The organism is Clostridium sp. LIBA-8553 (assembly GCF_057782465.1).
This window is the reverse complement of sequence record NZ_CM173489.1, coordinates 3,098,450-3,120,034: the sequence shown is the minus strand read 5'-3', so window position 1 is coordinate 3,120,034 and position 21,585 is coordinate 3,098,450. Positions and strand designations below refer to the sequence as shown.

The window sequence follows — 21,585 nt, the reverse complement described above, 5'->3', positions numbered from 1 at the left end:
GTAATAAATCAAAAAAGAACTTGGAATAAATTATCCAAGTTCTTTTTGTTTAACTAAGTCTTTTACAGATTTGAAAGTTCTTAGTTTTCTTTGTTAGCTATTTCAAGAACTATTCTGTTTATGAAGTCAGCTAAAGGCATAGCACCTTCTTCACCGTTCTTTCTACTTCTTACAGAAACTTCTTTGTTTTCAGCTTCTTTTTCTCCAACAACTAAGATGTAAGGAGATCTTTCTAATCTAGCTTCTCTTATTTTGTATCCTATTTTTTCAGCTCTATGGTCAGCTTCAACTCTAACGCCTCTTCTTCTTAATTCCTCAACAACTTCGTTAGCGTAATCAGCATATTTGTCTGATAGAGGAAGAACTTTAGCTTGAACTGGAGCTATCCAAGTTGGAAGAGCACCTGCATATTTTTCTATAAGCATTGCTAGTGTTCTTTCATAACATCCAATTGAACTTCTGTGAATGATGTAAGGACGTTTCTTTTCTCCATCTTTATCGATGTAGTACATTCCAAATCTTTCAGCTAAAGCGAAGTCTATTTGGATAGTGATGATTGTATCTTCTTTTCCATGAACGTTCTTGAATTGGATATCAAGTTTTGGACCATAGAAAGCAGCTTCATCATCAGCTTCAGTAAAGTCTATATTTAAGTGATTTAATATTTCTCTCATTATATTTTGAGTATTTTCCCAAGCTTCAGGATCGTTGATGTATTTATCAGTATTATTTGGATCCCATTTTGAGAATCTGTAAGTGATATCATCAGCTATTCCTAAAGTAGTCATAACATATTTAACTAAGTCAACAGTGTTTTTGAATTCATCTTCTAATTGCTCTGGAGTACATACTATATGTCCATCAGCAAGAGTGAATTGTCTTACTCTTATAAGACCATGCATTTCTCCTGAAGCTTCGTTTCTGAATAGAGTTGAAGTTTCAGCGAATCTTACAGGTAAGTCTCTATAACTATGTTGAGTTGAGTTATATATTGCATATTGGAATGGGCAAGTCATTGGTCTTAAAGCGAATACCTCACTATCGTGTTCTTCATCGCCTAAAACGAACATACCATCTTTATAGTGATCCCAGTGTCCTGATATTTTGTAAAGATCACTCTTAGCCATTAAAGGAGTTTTAGTTAAAACATATCCTCTTCTTTCTTCTTCGTCTTCTATCCATCTTTGAAGAGTTTGAATTATTCTAGCTCCTTTTGGCATTAATAGAGGAAGACCTTGACCTACATTTTCATCAGTAGTGAATATTCCAAGTTCTCTACCTAATTTGTTATGGTCTCTTTTCTTAGCTTCTTCTAAAGCTTCTAAATAAGCATCTAGCTCAGCTTTTTTAGGGAAAGCAGTACCATATACTCTTGAAAGCATTTTGTTCTTTTCGTCACCTTTCCAGTAAGCACCAGTGGATCTTAATAACTTAACTGCTTTCATTGGTTTAACAGCCATTAAGTGAGGTCCAGCACAAAGGTCTACGAAATCACCTATTTGATAGAATGAAATTATTTCGCCTTCTGGAAGCTCATTTATAAGTTCAACTTTGTAAGGTTCATCCTTCATAAGATCTAAAGCTTCATTTCTAGGAAGTTCAAATCTCTTTATTTCAGGATTTTCTTTTATTATTTTTTTCATTTCCTCTTCTAATTTATTTAATTGATCAGCAGAGAATGGTTTCTCAGTATCAAAGTCATAATAGAATCCATTGTCTATTGATGGTCCTATAGCTAATTTATCGTTAGGGAATAATCTTTTAACTGCAGCTGCTAATACATGAGAAGCAGTGTGGTTAAAAGCATGTTGACCTTCTTTAGAATCGAAAGTACAGATTTCTAATGAAGAATCTTCATTAACTATAAATCTTAAGTCCTCAACTTTTCCATTTACTATACCGCAACAAGCGTTTCTAGCTAAACCTTGGCTTATGCTTTGAGCTATTTCGAAAACTGATAGTCCAGCTTCAACTTCTTTAATTGAACCATCTTTAAGTGTAATTTTTATCATATCAATTTCTCCTTTCAAAATTATGTTTTTCATATAGTTTTTTATCATTCATATAAAATAAAAAACTCTCGTCTCTTTCCTAATCAGAAAAGGGACGAGAGTGTATATTCCCGTGGTTCCACCCAAATTGTACTTTAGTAATATTAAATAAAGTACCACTTAAATTAATCGTAACGTGATTATAACGGACTGGATTAGAGTCACTCAGAGGTAGTCTTCAACTAATTCCATTTAAAAGTACTTACAGCTAATGTACCCTCTCTCTGAAAATGTACCAAAGTTTACTCGTCTCTTCATTGTGTTAATAGATTTATAATATTTACTTTAGATTATAAGTTTATTGGTTTTGTATGTCAATGGATAAAACAATAAAATAAAACTTAATTAAAAATCTTTAGAATTTAAAAAATATAAGCACAATTTAGTATTTCAATATTATATAATCAAAGTCATACAATTGATACATTTAAATTAAAGTTTATAGAGAATAATTTACAAAAAAATACTTGAAATAGAGTTTGAAAAATATTATAATTAAAACATAGTTTTGCAGGTGTGGCGGAATTGGCAGACGCACTAGACTTAGGATCTAGCGCCTACGGCGTGGGGGTTCGACTCCCTTCACCTGCACCACTAAGCGGGTGTAGTTCAATGGTAGAACACCAGCCTTCCAAGCTGGATACCCGGGTTCGATTCCCGGTACCCGCTCCAATTAAATATGCGGGAGTGACTCAATGGTAGAGTGTCACCTTGCCAAGGTGAAAGTTGCGGGTTCGAGTCCCGTCTTCCGCTCCACTTATGCGGGTGTAGTTCAATGGTAGAACACCAGCCTTCCAAGCTGGATACCCGGGTTCGATTCCCGGTACCCGCTCCATTTTTTTTAGTTTAACTGTAAAATTATTTAAAAAAACACAATATGCACCATTAGCTCAGTTGGTAGAGCACCTGACTCTTAATCAGGGAGTCCAGGGTTCGAATCCCTGATGGTGCACCAAGCATCGATTTATAATCGATGCTTTTTTATTTTACAATAGATTTTTAGGAGACTTCATAATTTTATTGAAGTCTTTTTTATTGAAATTAAATTTCTATAGTTTGATTAGTAAATATAATTTTTAGCATATTAATATTTTTCTGGTAATAAACATATAAGGGGATATAATTAATTAAATAGTAATCTACAAAATATGTAATTAGTTTGTAGATAATTAAGTTCTGAAGAAATATTATTTTTAGTTAAAGTAAAATGATATTATAAATTAAAATTAGAGGATAAAAAGAAAGAGGGAATTAGAATGATTAGAGGTGATAAAGGGTTAAATATTGTGTTTACTGGAGATAGTATAACTCATGGACCACTTCATACTAAAGGATATAGAAGTTATACAGAACATTTTAGAGAAAGATTAAAAGAGAAATTTAAAAACGAGAATATTATGGTTTTTAATACTGGGGTGTCAGGAGCTACAACTAGAGACATAATAAATGACTTTCATATCTGTGTTAATATATACGATCCAGATATTGTTTTTATAATGCTTGGAATGAATGATTCATCAAATCAAATAGTTTCTTTAGAAGAGTATAGAAGCAATATAATAGAACTTATTAATAAAGTTAGAGAATTTGGGGCAATACCAATTCTTCAAACAAGTAATACAATAAAAATGGATTTAAGTAGGAAAAGTCTTAAATTTTATATGGAGGTTATTAGAGAGATTGCTAGTGAAAAGAATGTAATGTTGATGGATCATTATAGTCATTGGGAGGAACTAGAAAAAGAGAATCCTAATCTTAAAAATGAGCTTCTTAATGATTTAATACATCCTAATGAAAAAGGGCATTTAGAAATAGTTAAATTTATTTTTAAGGAATTAGATATTTTTGATGAAGATAGTTATACCTGCAATTTAAGTTATCCAATAAAAGTAGAAAATGACTTGGGAAGGAGAGTTGATACTACTTATTATCCTAGTTATGAAGGGGTAGAGGGAAAGAAAAGTTTGGTAAGTTATAAGATAGAGAAAATGTTTAGTGGAGATTTTATAGATAAATCAAAGGATTTAAATAAAGTTAGTAATTTAGAAAAGGGATCTATAGTTTCAAGGTTTAAAGTTGAAAATAATAGAAATAATCAAACAATATTAAGTTTTTTTGATTCAAGAGATGATGATAGTAATCTTATTTTAGCTATAAATAATGGGAAAATTCATTTCTCAGTTAGAGAGAAGGGGGTTTTTTCAATAAATATAACTACTTCAAAAGGTGGATATAATGATGGAATGTGGCATACTCTTGCAATAGATGTAAGGGATCATGGAACAAAAATATATGTAGATGGAGAATTAATTAATAGTAAATTGAATAAAGGATTTTTTAAGAACATAAGTAATGCAAATTCCTTTAATATAGGACGAAATCTAGATAATAAAGATTATGAAGAAGGGTTCTATTATGGACATATATCTTATATTGATATATATGAGGAAAATTTATCTCAGGAAGAATTAATTAAGTCTACTAAAGAAAATTTCAATGATAATTTAGAATCTATGACAAACTTAATAAATGAAGATGAAAAGGGAGTATGGGTATTTTGGGGAGATAGAGATACAACTGGCAAAGGAAATACCTTTGGTTATAAAAACTATGTTGAATATGTAGAAGAAAGAATTAGGTGGGAATTAAATGATGGAAGCATAAATAAGAGAGAAAGGTTTATGATTAACTCTGGTATAGAAGAGGCTAATTCAGAGTATTTAATGAATAATTTTGAATATTTAGTATCAAAATACAATCCTAAAGCTGTTTTTATTATGATTGGAGGATATGAAAAAATTACTCCAGAAGAATTTAAACAGAATTTAATTCATATAATAGGCAAAATTAAAAGTATAAACTCCATACCTGTTTTGCAAAGTCCAATAAAAAATGAAAGAAATATAGAGGAATATATAAAAGCTATAAGAGAGGTTGCTAAGGAAGAAGAAATATTGTTAATAGATCATTATAAATATTGGTATAAATTAAGTAAAGGTCAAGAATTACTTCAAAAATCATGGCTAGTAGAAGGAAGTCCTAATCATAGGGGACATTTAGAAATTGCTAAGAAGATTTTGAAGGATTTAAGAATCTATAATTATAATAGTTTAACATGTGGGTTTACAATAGAAACACCATGGGATAAATCACTTTAAGATGTTAAAAGTTAGTTGTTTAAAGTAATTAGTAATTATAAAAAAATTAGTTAGAATGCAAAATAAGGGGATAAAATTTTAACTTGTTTAAAAAAAGAAAAAGATAGCTTTATTTCATGAGGAAGATTAAATAATTAGTAATTAATATAAAATAAAGCTGTATCAAAACTGGATTAGTCTTGATACAGCTTTTTTATATACAACTTATTGCTTTTTGCAATATGAAATCTTCTATATATTCTTCTGAATAAACTTTTTTGCCCATAAGATTAAATATTAATTCATCCTTAGAATATCCTTCTTTATAACGCTTTAGGTTCTTAGTTAATTTTTTTAAGGAACCTGGTGTAAGTCCTAGCATAGTTTTTATATCATTACCAGTATAAAAACTTTTTATGAAGAGCTCATTAAGTTTATTCTGCATTTCAAGTTTATAATTTAAATCAACAACCTTATCTCTATGAGGGCTACATTTAGAACGGTGATGTTTCTTACACAAATATTTATAGTTTAGTTTAAAGTCTAGACCACCCTCTGATTTATGAACTATGTGATGAACATCAGCGTAATTACCACAAATCTCACAACAATAAGACATATAATCCTCCTTAATTTGATATACCCATTTATAGTATTAAAATAGCATAAAAAAATAGTTTAATCAATATAAGCAAGCTTTTTTAGATGTATACGAGGGTATATAAAGAAATTTAGGATTTTTTACACTTTGATGTTAAAAAAAGTTAGCAATATAATTAAATTATAAAGTATATAAAGGGGGTTTTAAGATGCGTAACTTATTTCGTCAAAGATTAAAAAAAGAAGAAAATCCCGAGAAATATTGGGGTGAATTAATAAGAAAAAATGAAACCCTAAAAGGAAGAATGTTCAAAGATGAACCTATAACTGAAGACACAAAGTATCTACATTATGTAATATTCAACAGACATGTTGGATTTCAAAATGTCTGGGTAATGGTACCTAATTATAATAGCCTAATACAATTTATACAATATGTCTTTATGCCAGAGGCTTATTATAAATGGGTTGAAGGAAAAAGAAAATTAGTAACACATATTCCATCGATTGATGTTGAAAAAATTATTTCTATAATAAAGAGTAAAGCAACAGAAGAAGATAGAGAAAAAATGAAAAATGACATTTTAGCATTAAGGAAGTTAAATGGATACAATGCTGAAAATGGAATGAGAAAATTAAAAATATTCTGTAGTAGATTTAATAACAATTGGATCGGAGATAAGGATGAATTTTTATACTTAAAAGTCTTCAATAATGCTGAAGAATTAGGTAGATTTGTAGTTGAAACTAATTTACAAACTGATTGTGAAGATTGCTATGAAAAAACTATAGGAATGACTACAGAAGAGTGGTTTAAAGTTTGTAGAAATGCTCATAAAAATAAAGATGATGAAGAAAGATTTAAAACCGTATTATTTAAGTACTTGGAAGATATTGTTTAAAATTAAATTCGCTTAGTATTAATAAAAATATAAAATAAATTCAAAAAAATGTTGACAATTTTTAAATAATTATGTATAATAATTTTTGTTGATTCAAGTTTGTATCTTTAGCTCAGCTGGATAGAGCAACGGCCTTCTAAGCCGTGGGTCAGGGGTTCGAATCCCTTAAGGTACACCATGTTGGGATATCGCCAAGCGGTAAGGCAACGGACTTTGACTCCGTCATTCGCAGGTTCGAATCCTGCTATCCCAGCCATTTTTTTGAATGATGAATCAAAAAAATACTTGACAACGTGTTAACATTGTGTTAACATATAAACATACCAAGCGGGTGTAGTTCAATGGTAGAACACCAGCCTTCCAAGCTGGATACCCGGGTTCGATTCCCGGTACCCGCTCCATTTTTTTAAGAGTTTACTGTAAAATTATCTTAAAAAATACAATATGCACCATTAGCTCAGTTGGTAGAGCACCTGACTCTTAATCAGGGAGTCCAGGGTTCGAATCCCTGATGGTGCACCAAGCATCGCTTATATAGCGATGCTTTTTTATTTTATTTTAAAATATATCGATACATTTGATATAAGAAAAATTAATTAATATAATACTATGTAACAAGAATTATATTTAGATCGGATTTTGAAGGGAGATAAAAATGAAACCTATGAATAAAATTGCTGCTATACATGATATTTCATGTTATGGGAGAGCAGCTTTAGCAACAATAATTCCTATATTATCTTCAATGGGTAATCAAGTATGTCCACTTCCAACTGCGGTTTTATCAACACATACAGACGGATTTGGAAAACCTGCAATTAGAGATTTAAGTAATTTTATATATGAAACTAAGAAGCATTGGAAAAAGCTTAACTTAGATTTTCAATGTATTTATAGTGGGTATTTAGCAGATCCTAATCAAGTTAAATTTGTAGAGGAATTTATAAAAGAATTTAAAGAAGAAGATACTTTAGTTGTTATAGATCCAGTTATGGCTGATAATGGCAAGCTATATGATGCAATGAGCGAAAAAATGATTGAAGAGATGAGAATTTTAATTAAAAATGCAGATATAATAACTCCTAATATTACAGAAGCTACTTTACTTCTAGGAGAAGAGTATAAAGAAAACTTAAATGAAGATGAAATAAAAGAATATTTAATAGGGTTAGGTAATTTAGGACCTAAAATAAGTATAATAACAAGTGTACCAAGTTCAAAGGGAAATGAATATATTGATACTGTACTGTATGATAAACAGGAAAATATGTTCTACACTTATTCTCATAAAAAAATAAATGCATTTTATTGTGGAACTGGAGATGCCTTTGCGTCTTTGTTAATAGGATGGATACTAAGAGGAGAATGTGATGAAAAAGCATTAGAAAAAGCATGCAACTTTATAGCGGAAGCAATAGAATATAGTGAAAAATTTGATTATCCACCTAATGAAGGAATATTGCTTGAAAGTTTGTTATATAAATTAGTAAGTAAATAAATTGTTAAAAACCATATAAATTAAATTGACAAAGTAATTTTGGCGTGTTAGTATTAGTAAAAAATAAAATTTAATAAATCTTATCAAGAGAGGTGGAGGGACTGGCCCTGTGAAACCCAGCAACCGGTAATTCTTTGCGGTTAAACAATACTGATTTAAAAAAAGTTTAAGTCAGTAATATTTTGTTATGCAAAGATTTATAGCGGTGCTAAATCCTGCGGTAGAAACTGAGAGATAAGAATAAGAATCTGTGAGAATAATAACTTCTATCCTAGGATAGAAGTTTTTTATTTTGTAGGATAAAAGAGAGATTTATTAAATAGATTAGGAGGAGAGAAAATGAAAAAAGGAAAGTTTTCAGCTTTATTGCCATTAATAATTTTTGTATCTATTTACTTGGGAACTTCATTAGTAATGAAAGATTTCTACTCTGTATCTGTTTTAGTTCCAGGAATAATAGCAGCATTAGTTGGAATTTTTATGAATAGAAAAAGAGGGCTTGAGAAGAACATAGAAATATTCTGTAAGGGAGCAGGAAATAGCAATATAATTTTAATGTGTTTAATCTTTATATTAGCAGGAGCTTTCGCAGAAGTAGCTAAGAATATGGGAGCTGTAGAATCAACGGTAAATTTAGGGCTAACAATATTACCTAAAAACATATTGGTAGCAGGAATATTTGTAATATCATCATTTATAGCTATATCATTAGGAACATCAATGGGAACAATAGCTGCCATAGTACCAATAGCTATGGGAATCGCAGATAAAACTAATATAGCATTACCTCTTATAGTTGGGGCAGTAGTAGGTGGAGCTATGTTTGGAGACAACCTATCAATGATTTCTGATACAACAATAGCAGCAACAAAAACTCAGGGATGTGAGATGAGAGATAAGTTTAGAATAAACTTTAAAGTTATATTACCAGCAGCTGTTTTAGTAATTGTATTATACACATTCTTAGGAAGTGGATCTAATACTTCAGTTGGACAATATGATTATAATTTAATAAAGGTTATACCATACTTAGGAATTTTAATAGCAGCATTAATGGGGGGGAATGTAATTGCTATACTAGCAGGAGGAATAGTACTAGCAGGAGGAATTGGATTCTTTACTGGATCAATGGACTTAAAGGTATTCTTTAACTCTATATCAGCTGGGGTAGCTGGAATGAGCGAACTTATATTAATTTCAATAATAATTGGGGGAATTGTTGAGATAATAAAGGAAAATGGCGGTATAGACTATGTACTAAACTTAGTTACTAAGAGAATCAATGGAAAAAAAGGAGCTGAATTTGGTATTGGTTTATTAGTAAGTTTAGTTGATGCATGTACTGCAAATAATACAATTGCTATTGTTACAGTTGGACCTTTAGCAAAAGATATTTCAAATAAATATAACTTAGATTCAAAAAGAGTTGCAGGGATATTAGATATGTTTTCGTGTGCAGTTCAGGGAATAATCCCATATGGAGCACAGTTAATGTCAGCGGCGGCTTTAACAGGATTAAGTTCATTTGAAATAATGAAATTCTTATTTTATCCATATTTAATGGGAATAAGTGCAATAATATTTATAGCATTTTTCCAAAAGAAAGAGAATACTGAAACAAGTGAGGAATTAGATGTTGCAGTAACTCAATAAAGTATAAAAAGAGTATATAGCTTCTAATGTTAAGGAAGTTATATACTCTTTCTTTTTATTTCGTTAAAAGACAGATGCTTTGAGAAGAAATTCCTTCACCTGAGCCAGTAAAGCCAAGACCTTCTTCTGTTGTTGCTTTAACATTTATTTGGTTTATATTTATATTTAATGCTTTTGCTATATTTTCTCTCATTGTAGCTATATGAGGGGCCATTTTTGGCTTCTGAGCTATTATTGTTGCATCTATATTTGATATTTTATAATTATTTTTATATATAAGTTCACCAACAAATTCAAGAAGCTTTATGCTATTTGCTCCCTTATATTTAGGATCAGTATCTGGGAAATGCTTGCCTATATCACCTAAAGCTGCAGCACCTAAAAGTGAATCCATTATTGCATGTAATAAAACATCAGCATCTGAGTGACCTAAAAGTCCCTTTTCATAAGGAATGTTAACTCCTCCTAAAATTAAATCTCTATTTTCAACTAGTTTATGGACATCATATCCCATTCCGATTCTCATCTTTATCACCTCTTAAAAATATTTATCATTACAATGAAAGTCACCATAATTTCTATGGTTTTATTATATATAATTATTATTATGTTATCAAAGAGTAGTAATCTTTATTATAGTCTAATAAATAATAAAAATAAATTTGTAACATAAAGAGTGTAATATATAATTAAAATGTAAATAAATTAAGGAATTCAAATTTTGAAAAAGATGTATTTACTGTATAAAAATTTATATAGATATGATATATGCTATGGTATAATAAATTAAGATTTAACTAAAGAGAATAATTACTATTGCTTTTAAATGTTTAAATTTATATAAAAGTAGTATTTTAAGGCTTAAATTAAAAGTATTTAGTAAGTAGCATTATAATAAAAGGGAAAATTGAATAGAAAGGATGTATTGAGAAGTGTGGGGGAAAATTAAAAATGTTTTAGGTATTCTTTTAATTGTTGCAGGGATATCTCTTATTGGGTTAACAATCTGGATGAAGTATGATACTTATAAACAACAACAAGCTGTTTTGGATAGTTTTAAGAATCTAACTTTTGATGTTCCAGAAGGGGAAAGTCAAAATGATGAGGCAACTTTGGAAGAAGAGAATGAAAGTATTAAAGTTGAAAATAGTGAAACTAAAGAGAATAAAAAACCAGGAAAGGCACAACTTGAAGAAGGAAATGGAATTGGTGTTTTAAATATTCCAAAGATAGATTTAGAAATTGGTATAATAGAAGGCGTTAGATATGAAGATATAAAGTATGTAGTAGGTCACTTTCCAGGAACACCTATGCCTGGAGAAAAAGGTAACTTTTCTATAGCTGGACATAGAGTTTCATATTTTGGAGAGGCCTTTAAAGACATTGATAAACTTGAAAATGGGGACAAGGTTAATGTTACTTATAATGGAAAAGAATACACTTATGAAGTAACCGACATGTATGAGGTAACTCCAAGTCAAACCGAAGCTTTAGAGCCTACAAAAGATGCAACAATGACTATAGTTACATGTACTATTGATGCTAAAAATAGAGTAATAGTAAAAGGAAAGTTAGTGGAATAAGACTGGGTTTTTGCCTTAGTCTTATTTTTTGCAAAATATATATAAAGGAGTGTAACTTAATTGAGTGAGGTAACTTTTAGAAAAGATAAATATATGTTTTCTACTAGAAATATAAAGAAGAATCTAGATAAGAATATCTTGAAAAAAGAAATAGGTGCTTTTATAAAAGAGCTAAAAAAATTTAAGATTAATATAAAAAATCTTTCTAATGAATCTTTTAATATTGAGGAAAGAAATTTAATTCTCAATATAGCATATTTTTTAGTTGATGAAGAAGTTCTCTTAAGGAAAATTTTGAATAAAAGAGAGTTGTCTACAAAGGTTATAGCTAAAAAAACAGGATTTAATAATGAAAAGATAATAAATTGGTCAAACTATATAATTGCTTACGTGCTTTTATTATATAATGCAAATTATACAAATTTAGCAATGTATTTAAATATAAACTTCAAGGATTTAGAAAGTCTTGCGGTTATAAAAGGAACTAAGGATGAAGATGTTGTTTATAAAGGTTTAGTTATGTTAGAAGGTAAAAATAGTACCATAATATTAACTAAAGAAGGTCAGTTTGTAAGAATAAAAACAAGATGTGAAAACAAAGTTGGAGAAGAACTGTCAGGCAAGGAGAAGAAAACTTTAAGACATTATAGAAAGATAATAATAAGTGTTGCTTTAATTGCCTTTGTTCTTATAGGGGGATTTGCATTTATTTACAAACAACAAGAAACTACCATATTAATTCAAGGAACATCAAAAGTTAAAATTGGATTAAATAGATTTAATAGAATAGTTTATAGTTATTCACCTACAGAAAAGGGAAATATATTAGTAACAGAATTAAAATTAAATAATAATAAATTCCAAGATGGAATGATTGCTATATTAAAAGGTTTTGAGGAAAGTGACATGATACCACCAAATAAAGTTGTTAATATTTATATAACTGGTAAAATGGTGGATACTACAGATTTAAATAATGTCACAGCTTATGTTGATAGCGTAAATAAGGATGATAATGTAAATAATAATTTTAGAATAAAGATAAATAATTCAGGATATGAAAAGAAAAATTAATAGGAAAGGAATTATTTATAGTGAGAAAAGTATCGAAGAATAACAACAGAAGAGAAAAAAGTTTTTCTAATAAAAAAAAGCGTAGAAATGAAGAAAAAAATTTTAACAAGCCAACAAAACAAAAAATAGCCAAGAAGGCTTCAGAAAAAAATATAGTTATATCAAATAAAAATGAAATTAGAGATGAAGTTAGATTAAATAAATATATAAGTGAAACAGGATTTTGTTCTAGAAGGGAAGCAGATAAGCTTATAGAGCAAAGAAGAGTTAAGATAGATGGAGTTGTTGCAACAACAGGAATGAAAGTTTCAAAAGGACAGAGTGTATCTATTGATGGTAAACCATTGAAAGTTGAAAATGAACTTGTTTATATAGCTTTAAATAAACCAGTTGGGATAACTTGCACAACAGAAAGCAAAGTAAAAGGTAATATAGTTGATTTTATAAACCATGAGAAGAGAATATTTCCAATAGGAAGATTAGATAAGGACTCTCAAGGGTTAATATTTATGACTAATGATGGAGATATAGTAAATAAAATTTTAAGGGCAGGAAACAATCATGAAAAAGAATATGTTGTTACTGTAAATAAACCTATAACTGATGAATTTATAAAAGGTATGAGTAATGGTGTTCCCATATTAGGCACAGTTACTAAAAAGTGTTTAGTAAAAAAAGAAGGAAAATATGCTTTCAGAATAATATTAACACAGGGCTTAAATAGACAAATAAGAAGAATGTGTGAGTATTTTGGTTATGAAGTTAAAAAGCTAGAAAGACTTAGAATAATGAATGTTAGTTTAGGAAATCTAAAAATAGGTTCATGGAGATATTTAACTAAAAAAGAGTTAGCAGAAATAAATAGGCTTACATCAAATTCTATAAAAACAGAAGAGGCTTCTAGATAAGAGAAGTTAACATAATAAAGCTCCTATAAATATAGATAAGAATTCTATATTTATAGGAGCTTTTTGTTTATGTGTAATCAAAAAAGAATACAATCTCACTATACTCTAATTGTATAAGTTTAAAATGCAAAATTGAAAGTTTTGATTTTCACTTAAGATTAAGCTGGGTCTAAAAGTTTAGCTTAAAATCAATGTCCGCTTAGAACAAATGATTTTATTTTGTGGTATAAAAAGATAATGCTTTTTCAATAAAATTCATTACTCTTTTTTCATAGAGAAGTTTATTAACTTCTATAGATTCAGCATGTTCAGCTCCTTCTACTAAATAAAGTTCTTTATATCCTTTAACTTTAGCATTGAATAAATCAACTGACATATACCAAGGAACAAAATAATCTTCTTTACCATGAATAAACATCATTGGAATTGTAGTTGAAGCTACTATATCTATAGGAACTATTTTTTTCATAGAAAATTTTGCTTTTATTTTCATGAACCAGTCTGCGAAAATAAGGCTTGGACGAAGAATTTTTCTAACTATTTTATTTTTGAAACCATGTGTTATTTGAAAACCTATAAGTTCATAGAAATTAGAATAGCCACAATCCTCAATAACAAATTTTATAGAGTTATTTAAAGGGATAGTTTCCATTACCGTTCCTGCACCCATAGATTCTCCGTGAAGGCCTAATATTATATCGTCTCCAAATCTAGATTTTAAATATTCTATCCACATGTTTACGTCATATTTTTCATAAAAACCGTATGTGGAGTACTTTCCCTCACTTTTTCCATGCCTTCTTTGATTTACTATAAGAACGTTAAAGCCATTTTTATAAAAAATATCAAAATATTTTAAAGAACCAACATAGCAAATAGAAACACCGTGTACTAAGACTATAAATTTATTTGTTGGTTTTTCATTCATTATTAATGTTGATGTTAGATTAAGCCCATCAAAAGATTTTAAAGTGACATCTTCCTTATGAACAGAATCATATAGTGTTTCATCAAAAAGGTTATTTTCTACGTATCTATTATAGCTTTGATCTATATCATGAAGTTTCCTGGTTACAGTTGATTTAAATATATAAATACCTATTGCTGAGAAAAAAACAACAACTATAATTGCAATGATTATCAATATGATAATGTAGTTCATTTCCATCACCCCTAAGCAAGTTTTTAAATAAGTTTTTTCTTTATACATTATACATAATTATATCACTTAAGAGAAAAATAAAAGGAGTCAACTATAAAATGGAGGTTTATTTTTTTATGAAAATTAAGAGAAGTTTTTTAGGGTTTATATTAGTATTTTTAGTTTTAGCAGTACCAGTTTTTGCAGAGGAGATAAATAAAATAGATGTTGTTGAAAAATCTATAGAAGAAAATACTGATAAATACGATGTTAAGATTAAGTATCCTATGGTTGTAGGTGGCAAAAAAGAAGTTGTAGAAAAAATAAATAAAATCATAGAAGATTATACATTAGAGTGGTTAAGTGATTTAAAACTATTGGTTCAAGAGTATAGTAAGACCTATGAAGAAGCAGGAGCAAAAATGCCTAAAATGGAGGCATATAGTTTATTTGAGTCTTTTAATACAGATGAAGTTATAAGTTTACCTGTTAATTATTATCAGTATACTGGTGGAGCTCATGGATTGACAACTAAAATTTCTTATAATTATGATCTAAAGACTGGAAAAGAGATTAAACTAAAGGATTTATTTAAAGAAGGATTTGATTATAAAAATATAATTGACAAAAAGGTGAGAGAGGATATTGCAAAAGAAAAAGATATCTATTTTGAAAATGGAGCTTTATTTAAGGGTGTTAGTGAAAATCAAGCATATTACTTAAATAAGAATGGAGTTATAGTATATTTTCAACAATATGAAATAGCACCTTATTCTTCAGGAATCAGAGAATTTAAAATTCCTTATGGAGAATTAAGCGAAGGGCTTGTTTATAAATTAGGAGTTTGATATTGAAATAGTTTAGAAGATAAATTAAATGTTTTCTAAACTATTTTTTATTTTAATATTGTTTGATTAATTAGTTATATATTTCAAAATAAATATAGGGTTCATTTTATTATTTTGAAATATATGATTATAATAGATAAAAAAAGAAGAATTTATTTCCACATTGTAATTAAAATTTGTATTAATTAAGTAAGATTATAATAGATTAAAAATGTTAATAGAAAGGGAGAATTTTATGAGTACATTAGGAGAAAAGATAAATGAACAAAGAAAGTATTTTAGTACAAATGAAACAAAAGATATAGATTTTAGAATAAATAAATTAAAAAAACTAAGAGAAGTTTTAAAAAATGAAGAAGAAAAAGTTTTTGAAGCTTTAAGAAAAGATTTAATGAAATCAACCTTTGAATCTTATGTAACAGAGGTTGCCATGGTATATGATGAGATAAATACTCAAATTAAAAATATAAAAAAATGGAGTAAAAGGAGAAGAGTAAAAACTCCTATAGTTCAATTTCCAGCAAAAAGTTTTGTACAGTTAGAACCTTATGGTATTGTTCTTATAATTGGTCCATTCAATTATCCTTTTATGCTTACAATGGATCCTTTAATTGGAGCCATAGCAGCAGGAAATACTGTTGTTCTAAAACCATCTGAATCAGCACCAGAAACATCCAAAGTGCTTAAAAGTATCTTAGAACAAGTATTTGATGAAAAATATGTTCTTCATGTTAATCCAGAAAGAGGAAAAGAAGTAGTTGAAGAATTATTAAGAGAAAAATTTGATTATATATTCTTCACTGGAAGTGCAATGGTTGGAAAAATAGTAATGAAGGCAGCTGCTGAGAATTTAACTCCTATAACATTAGAACTTGGAGGAAAGAGTCCATGCATCGTGGATAGGGATTGTAAAGTCGAGTTAGCTGCAAAAAGAATTGTTTGGGGAAAAGCAATGAATTCAGGTCAAACATGTGTGGCACCAGACTATTTATATGTTCATAAGGATATTGAGGAAGAGTTTATTAAAAAATTAGAGGAAGAAATTAAGAGACAATTTGGAGAAGAACCTTTAAAATCAGAGGATTATTCTAAGATGGTAAATGAAAGAGAGTTTAATAGAGTAATTTCTTATATAGATAAAGATAAATTAGTTTTCGGAGGAAACTATAATAAAGAAACTCTTCAAATAGAGCCTACAATACTAAAAGATGTAACTTGGGATGATTCTGTAATGGAAAGGGAAATTTTTGGACCTATTCTCCCAATTTTAAATTTTGAGGATTTAGATGATGTTATAAACATTATAAATAGTAAAGACAAGCCTTTAGCTTTATATTATTTTTCAGAAGATAAGAATAAAATTGAAAAGATACTTAATACTACATCATCAGGTGGAGTAACAATAAATGATACCTTAGTACATGTATCCTCAACTTATTTACCTTTTGGTGGGGTTGGAAATAGTGGAATGGGAGAATATCATGGAAAATATAGCTTTGATTTATTTTCAAATAAAAAGGGAGTTATGGATAGAAAAACGTTTTTAGATATAAACCTTAGATATGCTCCTTTCCAAAATAAGTTAACAATAATTAAAAAAATCATGAAATAAATAAAAAATGGATGAATATGACTGGTTTTGTATGGAAATGACTTAAAAAGTTATGTATAATATAATTAAAGATTGTATATGTTTTCAATGAGCGGATAAAAGAAAGTTCTTAAAATATAGTGTTCAATTTATATTTAAAACATATAACTTAATTAGGAATACAATCTTTGAAAGTTACGTCTATTTACTAATGCCTGTTATTTATAGATGAACTTCTGACAAACCAATAATAAGGTATAATAAACATATTGAAGATTAAGTTTTGCGCTTAAAGGTTTGGGGGAGCCTTTTGGTAGGATTACTGTTGGAAATATGATTAAATTTTTTAAAACTTAAAGGACATGTTTTGTTCTTACATGAATTTTTTAAGCTTCGATGGGGAAGAAGCTTTATGTATCTTTCAGCTTATGATAGATATTAGGGTATTTATATTGAGAAATTATTTTTATTAATTATTGAATTTTGAGAGAATTTATTAAGTATGGTCATTTAAAGGGGACGTTCTAAGTTTAAAAAAGATTAAATAATTATATTAGTTATATTGGTTTGCGGAAAAAGGTCTAAGTTTATACTTAGGCCTTTTTTTCTTAAAATTAGCCACTTTTTTTTGAATTAAGCCATATAAGAACTATAGAAATATTTGCGCTTAAAATATACAATTAAATAAAGAAAAAGTTTACAAAGGTATAGGGGGTTTTCAAATGAAATATACTTTCCCAGAAAACTTTTGGTGGGGAGCCGCAACTTCAGGACCTCAATCAGAAGGTAGATTTAATAAGAAACATGATAATGTATTTGATTATTGGTTTGATACACAACCAGAATTATTCCATAATGGTGTAGGGCCAGATATAGCATCAAATTTTTATAATAGTTATAGAGAAGATTTAGCAATGCTAAAAGAAATAGGTTTAAATTCTTTTAGAACTTCAATTCAGTGGACAAGATTAATTAAAGACTTTGAAACTGGAGAACCAGATGAAGATGGAGTAAGATTTTATAATGATTTGATAGATCAGTGCTTAGCAAATAGAATAGACATAATTATGAATTTACATCACTTTGATCTTCCAGTTGAATTATATGATAAGTATGGTGGATGGGAATCAAAGCATGTTGTAGAATTATTCGCTAAGTTTGCTAAGACTGCTTTTGAGTTATTTGGAGATAGAGTTAAGAAGTGGGCTACCTTTAATGAGCCTATAGTTATTATAGAAGGACAATACCTTTATAAATGGCATTATCCTTGTATAGTTGATGGTAAAAGAGGCCTTCAAGCGGCTTATAATATAGCTTTAGCTTCAGCTAGAGCTATAGAAGAGTATAGAAATTTAGGTCAAGATGGTGAAATAGGAATAATAGTTAATCTAACACCAGCTTATCCAAGAAGTGAAGAAAAAGAAGATTTAAAAGCAGCTGAAATTGCTAATGCTTTCTTCAATGAATTATTCTTAGACCCAGCAACTAAGGGTGAATTCCCTAAAAACTTAATTAAGGTTTTAGAAAATGATGGAGTTATGTGGGAATCAACAAAGGAAGAATTAGAGATTATAAAAAATAACACAGTTGATTTTTTAGGAGTAAACTATTATCAACCAAGAAGAGTTAAAGCTAGGGAAGAAGAATTTACTGGGGAAACATGGGCTCCAGAAAGATACTTTGACAACTATGATATGCCAGGAAAAAGAATGAATCCACATAGAGGATGGGAGATATATCCTAAGGCAATTTATGATATAGCTAAGAATGTTCAAGAAAATTATGGAAACATAAAATGGTTTATTTCAGAAAATGGAATGGGTGTTGAAGGAGAAGAGAAGTTTAAAAATGCAGAAGGTGTAATAGAGGATGATTATAGAATAGAGTTCATAATCGAACATCTAGAATGGCTTCATAAAGCAATAGAAGAGGGTTCAAACTGTGTTGGATATCACTTATGGACTCCAATAGATTGTTGGTCATGGTTAAATTCATATAAAAATAGATATGGATTTATATCTTTGGATTTAGCTACTCAAAAGAAAACTATTAAAAAATCAGGAAGATGGATAAAAGAAGTTTCTGAGAACAATGGTTTTTAAACTTTTAGATTATTTTAGGTTAAATTTATTTTTAGATATGCTTTCAGACCTAGCTTAATTTCGCAAAGAGTTTCTATTATCTATTCCAGAATAATGAAACTCTAATTGCTTATTAAGATGATCTTACAGCCACATCTAAAAATAAATAACGATAAAATATGAATTAATATTTAAAGTTAATATTAAATAGTAAAAATAAATTAATATGAATAAATAATGGAAGACCTTAGTTAAGTATTTTGCTTACACTAAGGTCTTAAATTTTTTTAATACTCACATAATGGCATATTTTTACATAAAATACACTATAACAATTAACGGAGTTGAAGGCAACATGCTTTACTCATTAATTTTAGCAGGAGGCAAAGGTACTAGACTTTATCCACTTTCAAGAAGTTCAAACCCTAAACAATTTCTTAGCATACACAATAATGGAAAGAGCTTTCTTAGCAATACTGTGGATAGGATTAGACCTATAATCAAGAAAGAGAATATTTATGTAGTGACAAACAAAGAGTATGAAGACAAAATAAGAGATGAACTAAAAGATATAAGAAAAGAAAATATCTTTACTGAACCTGCTAATAAAGAAACTGCAACATGTATAGGTCTTTCGGCTGCCAAGCTTCTAAAGATGGACAAGGATGCAGTTATGATTGTATTGCCTTCAGACCATTATATAGAAGGAGATAAAAGTTATCTTCAAACTCTGGAGCAAGCCGTAGAGATTGCGGATAAGAAGAGAGCTATTGTGACCATTGGAATAGAGCCAAGTAGACCAGAAACAGGTTATGGCTATATAGAAATGGGCGACAGAATTAACGGTGACATTCCTACCTTCAAGATAGCAAGGTTTACAGAGAAACCTAATTTAGAAGTTGCAAAGGACTTCTTATTAAAGGGAACTTATTTATGGAATAGTGGGATGTTTATATTTAGAGCTGATGTAATATTAAGAGAAATAGAGAAGTATATTCCTAAGATGTATAAATGTTTAATGGAAATATATCAACACATTGGAGAAGATGATGAGGAAGAGGTAATAAGAGAGCAATATTCTTTAATTGATGGAATATCCATAGATTTTGGAGTAATGCAAAAAACAAGAAGATCCTTTGTTATAAAGTGCGATTTTTCTTGGGATGATATAGGTAGTTTCTCAGCTTTAAGTAGATTTTTAGAGTCTAATGGTAATAATAGAGCTTCAGAAAATGTCTTTTTAGAAGAATGTGAAAATTGTTCCGTTTTTGGAAGGGAAAAATTGATAATTGGATTTGGAATAAAAGACTTGGTATTAGTTGATGCAGGAGATGTTATTTTGGTTATGGATAAGGGGAGAGACCAAGAGATTAAACATCTATTAAATTCTATTAGTGGTAAGAAGGAACTTAAAGAGTATTTATAAGCCAAATAAGCTTATGTAAAAAGAGACCTACATCTATGTGTTGTTAAAACCGATAGATGTAGGTCTCTTTAATTAAAGGCTATATTTCAAAGCAATCTTTACATAAAACATAGTTCAACTTTTTGATATTAGATTTTAAATTTATTATAAAGACAATTAAGATCTTGAATAAGCTATTTTGCTTACTTAAACTAAAATTTTATATTTTTTATAAGAATAAATATTAAGCAAAAAAATTAATATTAAAAATATGTTATAAATATGTTTTTATGTTATTATAGTAATAATATAAAATTGAACTTTACGGAGGTATTGTTTATGAGTGATAGAATTGTAGATTTCAATGAATTAAAGAATAAGGCAAGAGATAAAGATATAGATAATTTTGAATCATATATTTATGATTTGTACTACTCAGTGGCTCAAGGAAATATGAGTATGATGGATCTTTCAAGAGAGATAACTAAATATATGAATGAAAATAATATTTCTCAAGAAAAATTTTTAAACATACAAACAGAAATGCTTAAGAGATATGGCTTTGATATGGGAGATATTGAAGGTCAAATGAAAAACTTAGGAATAGATATGAGTAACTTTGGAATTCAAGGTGGAGACTATGAAAGTTTAAGAAAAACTTTAAGTTTTCAAGAGAAATATAAGGGAAAAGTAAAGACATCTAGTGTTACTACATATTTTATAAAAAATGAAAAAAACGATATTGAATTAATTTTAGAGAATAATAAGGTTCTTATAACAAGCCCTAAAAATGTAGATCTTCAAGATAGTGAGTTAAATGAGTTCTTATGCTCATATAAAAAAACTATTTCAGATGATCTTTTAGATATAAGAATTTGTGAAAATGTAGAACAATATAATTATTAAAATACTTTCGGTTAGACCTAAACATATTAAGTTTTATACTTAATATGTTTAGGTTTTTATAATTGGGAAAAGATAAATTAGAAGTATATTAAACTGTATTTTAAATAAGCAATAATCTAAATAAAATTAAAATTCAAGAAAAATATAGATTAATTAGAATGAAATTAATTTTATAGAAATAATTATACAAAGTAAAATCGAATTTAT

At 28.6% G+C, this 21,585-nt stretch carries 16 protein-coding genes, 9 tRNA genes, 1 riboswitch and 1 other annotated feature; of the genes, 21 read left to right on the top strand and 4 right to left on the bottom strand.

Annotated features, from left to right (window positions below; translation table 11 throughout):
* Positions 1-80: 80 nt before the first annotated feature.
* Positions 81-2,012, bottom strand: a complete 1,932-nt coding sequence (thrS, locus tag AC2JAQ_RS14105) for a threonine--tRNA ligase (protein WP_488456985.1) — start codon at positions 2,010-2,012, stop codon at positions 81-83.
* Between the two features lie 87 nt (positions 2,013-2,099).
* Positions 2,100-2,318: a binding site (T-box leader), on the bottom strand.
* A gap of 243 nt (positions 2,319-2,561) precedes the next feature.
* Here thrS and AC2JAQ_RS14100 point away from each other — a divergent pair.
* The 6 genes from AC2JAQ_RS14100 to AC2JAQ_RS14075 all read left to right on the top strand — a co-directional run bounded on the left by AC2JAQ_RS14100 (position 2,562) and on the right by AC2JAQ_RS14075 (position 5,209).
* Positions 2,562-2,645 (top strand) — tRNA-Leu (locus AC2JAQ_RS14100).
* A 4-nt stretch (positions 2,646-2,649) separates the two neighbouring features.
* Positions 2,650-2,723 (top strand) — tRNA-Gly (locus AC2JAQ_RS14095).
* Between the two features lie 9 nt (positions 2,724-2,732).
* A tRNA-Gly gene (locus AC2JAQ_RS14090) sits at positions 2,733-2,807 on the top strand.
* 5 nt (positions 2,808-2,812) lie between these two features.
* Positions 2,813-2,886: transfer RNA gene (locus AC2JAQ_RS14085), tRNA-Gly, on the top strand.
* A gap of 44 nt (positions 2,887-2,930) precedes the next feature.
* Positions 2,931-3,006 (top strand) — tRNA-Lys (locus AC2JAQ_RS14080).
* 301 nt (positions 3,007-3,307) lie between these two features.
* Positions 3,308-5,209, top strand: coding sequence for a GDSL-type esterase/lipase family protein (locus tag AC2JAQ_RS14075; protein ID WP_488456984.1), 1,902 nt, complete (start codon positions 3,308-3,310; stop codon positions 5,207-5,209).
* A 193-nt stretch (positions 5,210-5,402) separates the two neighbouring features.
* Here AC2JAQ_RS14075 and AC2JAQ_RS14070 read toward each other — a convergent pair whose 3' ends face one another.
* Positions 5,403-5,807: an HNH endonuclease signature motif containing protein gene (locus tag AC2JAQ_RS14070; RefSeq protein ID WP_488456983.1), complete on the bottom strand. Its 405-nt coding sequence runs from the start codon at positions 5,805-5,807 to the stop codon at positions 5,403-5,405.
* Between the two features lie 190 nt (positions 5,808-5,997).
* Here AC2JAQ_RS14070 and AC2JAQ_RS14065 point away from each other — a divergent pair, with 190 nt between their 5' ends.
* The 7 genes from AC2JAQ_RS14065 to AC2JAQ_RS14035 all read left to right on the top strand — a co-directional run bounded on the left by AC2JAQ_RS14065 (position 5,998) and on the right by AC2JAQ_RS14035 (position 9,841).
* A complete protein-coding gene (locus tag AC2JAQ_RS14065) occupies positions 5,998-6,690 on the top strand; it encodes a hypothetical protein (protein WP_488456982.1) in 693 nt (230 codons plus the stop codon).
* A gap of 101 nt (positions 6,691-6,791) precedes the next feature.
* A tRNA-Arg gene (locus AC2JAQ_RS14060) sits at positions 6,792-6,868 on the top strand.
* A gap of 3 nt (positions 6,869-6,871) precedes the next feature.
* A tRNA-Gln gene (locus tag AC2JAQ_RS14055) sits at positions 6,872-6,946 on the top strand.
* Between the two features lie 71 nt (positions 6,947-7,017).
* Positions 7,018-7,091 (top strand) — tRNA-Gly (locus AC2JAQ_RS14050).
* 45 nt (positions 7,092-7,136) lie between these two features.
* Positions 7,137-7,212, top strand: a tRNA-Lys gene (locus AC2JAQ_RS14045).
* A 133-nt stretch (positions 7,213-7,345) separates the two neighbouring features.
* Complete coding sequence (locus tag AC2JAQ_RS14040) at positions 7,346-8,188, top strand: pyridoxamine kinase (RefSeq protein ID WP_488456981.1); 843 nt, start codon at positions 7,346-7,348, stop codon at positions 8,186-8,188.
* A 77-nt stretch (positions 8,189-8,265) separates the two neighbouring features.
* A riboswitch (SAM riboswitch) is annotated at positions 8,266-8,429 on the top strand.
* 98 nt (positions 8,430-8,527) lie between these two features.
* Positions 8,528-9,841, top strand: coding sequence for a Na+/H+ antiporter NhaC family protein (locus AC2JAQ_RS14035; RefSeq protein ID WP_488456980.1), 1,314 nt, complete (start codon positions 8,528-8,530; stop codon positions 9,839-9,841).
* Positions 9,842-9,896: 55 nt separating this feature from the next.
* On the opposite strand, the gene ispF is transcribed toward AC2JAQ_RS14035, so the two are convergent.
* Positions 9,897-10,367: a 2-C-methyl-D-erythritol 2,4-cyclodiphosphate synthase gene (gene ispF, locus AC2JAQ_RS14030; RefSeq protein ID WP_488456979.1), complete on the bottom strand. Its 471-nt coding sequence runs from the start codon at positions 10,365-10,367 to the stop codon at positions 9,897-9,899.
* A 406-nt stretch (positions 10,368-10,773) separates the two neighbouring features.
* Here ispF and AC2JAQ_RS14025 point away from each other — a divergent pair, with 406 nt between their 5' ends.
* Genes AC2JAQ_RS14025 through rluF form a run of 3 tightly spaced genes read left to right on the top strand, consistent with a single transcriptional unit; the run spans position 10,774 to position 13,406 of the window.
* A complete protein-coding gene (locus AC2JAQ_RS14025) occupies positions 10,774-11,424 on the top strand; it encodes a class D sortase (RefSeq protein WP_488456978.1) in 651 nt (216 codons plus the stop codon).
* A 60-nt stretch (positions 11,425-11,484) separates the two neighbouring features.
* Positions 11,485-12,498: an anti-sigma factor domain-containing protein gene (locus AC2JAQ_RS14020; protein WP_488456977.1), complete on the top strand. Its 1,014-nt coding sequence runs from the start codon at positions 11,485-11,487 to the stop codon at positions 12,496-12,498.
* A gap of 20 nt (positions 12,499-12,518) precedes the next feature.
* Complete coding sequence (gene rluF / locus AC2JAQ_RS14015; protein WP_488456976.1) at positions 12,519-13,406, top strand: 23S rRNA pseudouridine(2604) synthase RluF; 888 nt, start codon at positions 12,519-12,521, stop codon at positions 13,404-13,406.
* Between the two features lie 214 nt (positions 13,407-13,620).
* On the opposite strand, the gene AC2JAQ_RS14010 is transcribed toward rluF, so the two are convergent.
* Positions 13,621-14,568 carry an alpha/beta hydrolase gene (locus AC2JAQ_RS14010; protein ID WP_488456975.1) on the bottom strand — a complete coding sequence of 316 codons (948 nt, stop codon included), beginning with the start codon at positions 14,566-14,568 and terminating at the stop codon, positions 13,621-13,623.
* Positions 14,569-14,684: 116 nt separating this feature from the next.
* Here AC2JAQ_RS14010 and AC2JAQ_RS14005 point away from each other — a divergent pair, with 116 nt between their 5' ends.
* The 5 genes from AC2JAQ_RS14005 (at position 14,685) to AC2JAQ_RS13985 (ending at position 21,378) form a co-directional block, all read left to right on the top strand.
* Entirely contained in the window at positions 14,685-15,395 is a 711-nt protein-coding gene (locus tag AC2JAQ_RS14005; RefSeq protein ID WP_488456974.1) for a DUF3298 and DUF4163 domain-containing protein, read from the top strand.
* A gap of 235 nt (positions 15,396-15,630) precedes the next feature.
* On the top strand, positions 15,631-17,007 hold the full coding sequence (locus AC2JAQ_RS14000) for an aldehyde dehydrogenase (protein WP_488456973.1): 1,377 nt from the start codon (positions 15,631-15,633) through the stop codon (positions 17,005-17,007).
* A gap of 701 nt (positions 17,008-17,708) precedes the next feature.
* Positions 17,709-19,088 (top strand): glycoside hydrolase family 1 protein, encoded by a 1,380-nt coding sequence (locus AC2JAQ_RS13995; protein WP_488456972.1) that lies wholly within the window; start codon positions 17,709-17,711, stop codon positions 19,086-19,088.
* A 334-nt stretch (positions 19,089-19,422) separates the two neighbouring features.
* Positions 19,423-20,493 (top strand): mannose-1-phosphate guanylyltransferase, encoded by a 1,071-nt coding sequence (locus tag AC2JAQ_RS13990; RefSeq protein WP_488456971.1) that lies wholly within the window; start codon positions 19,423-19,425, stop codon positions 20,491-20,493.
* Positions 20,494-20,811: 318 nt separating this feature from the next.
* Positions 20,812-21,378 (top strand): DUF3867 domain-containing protein, encoded by a 567-nt coding sequence (locus AC2JAQ_RS13985; protein WP_488456970.1) that lies wholly within the window; start codon positions 20,812-20,814, stop codon positions 21,376-21,378.
* Positions 21,379-21,585: the final 207 nt, after the last annotated feature.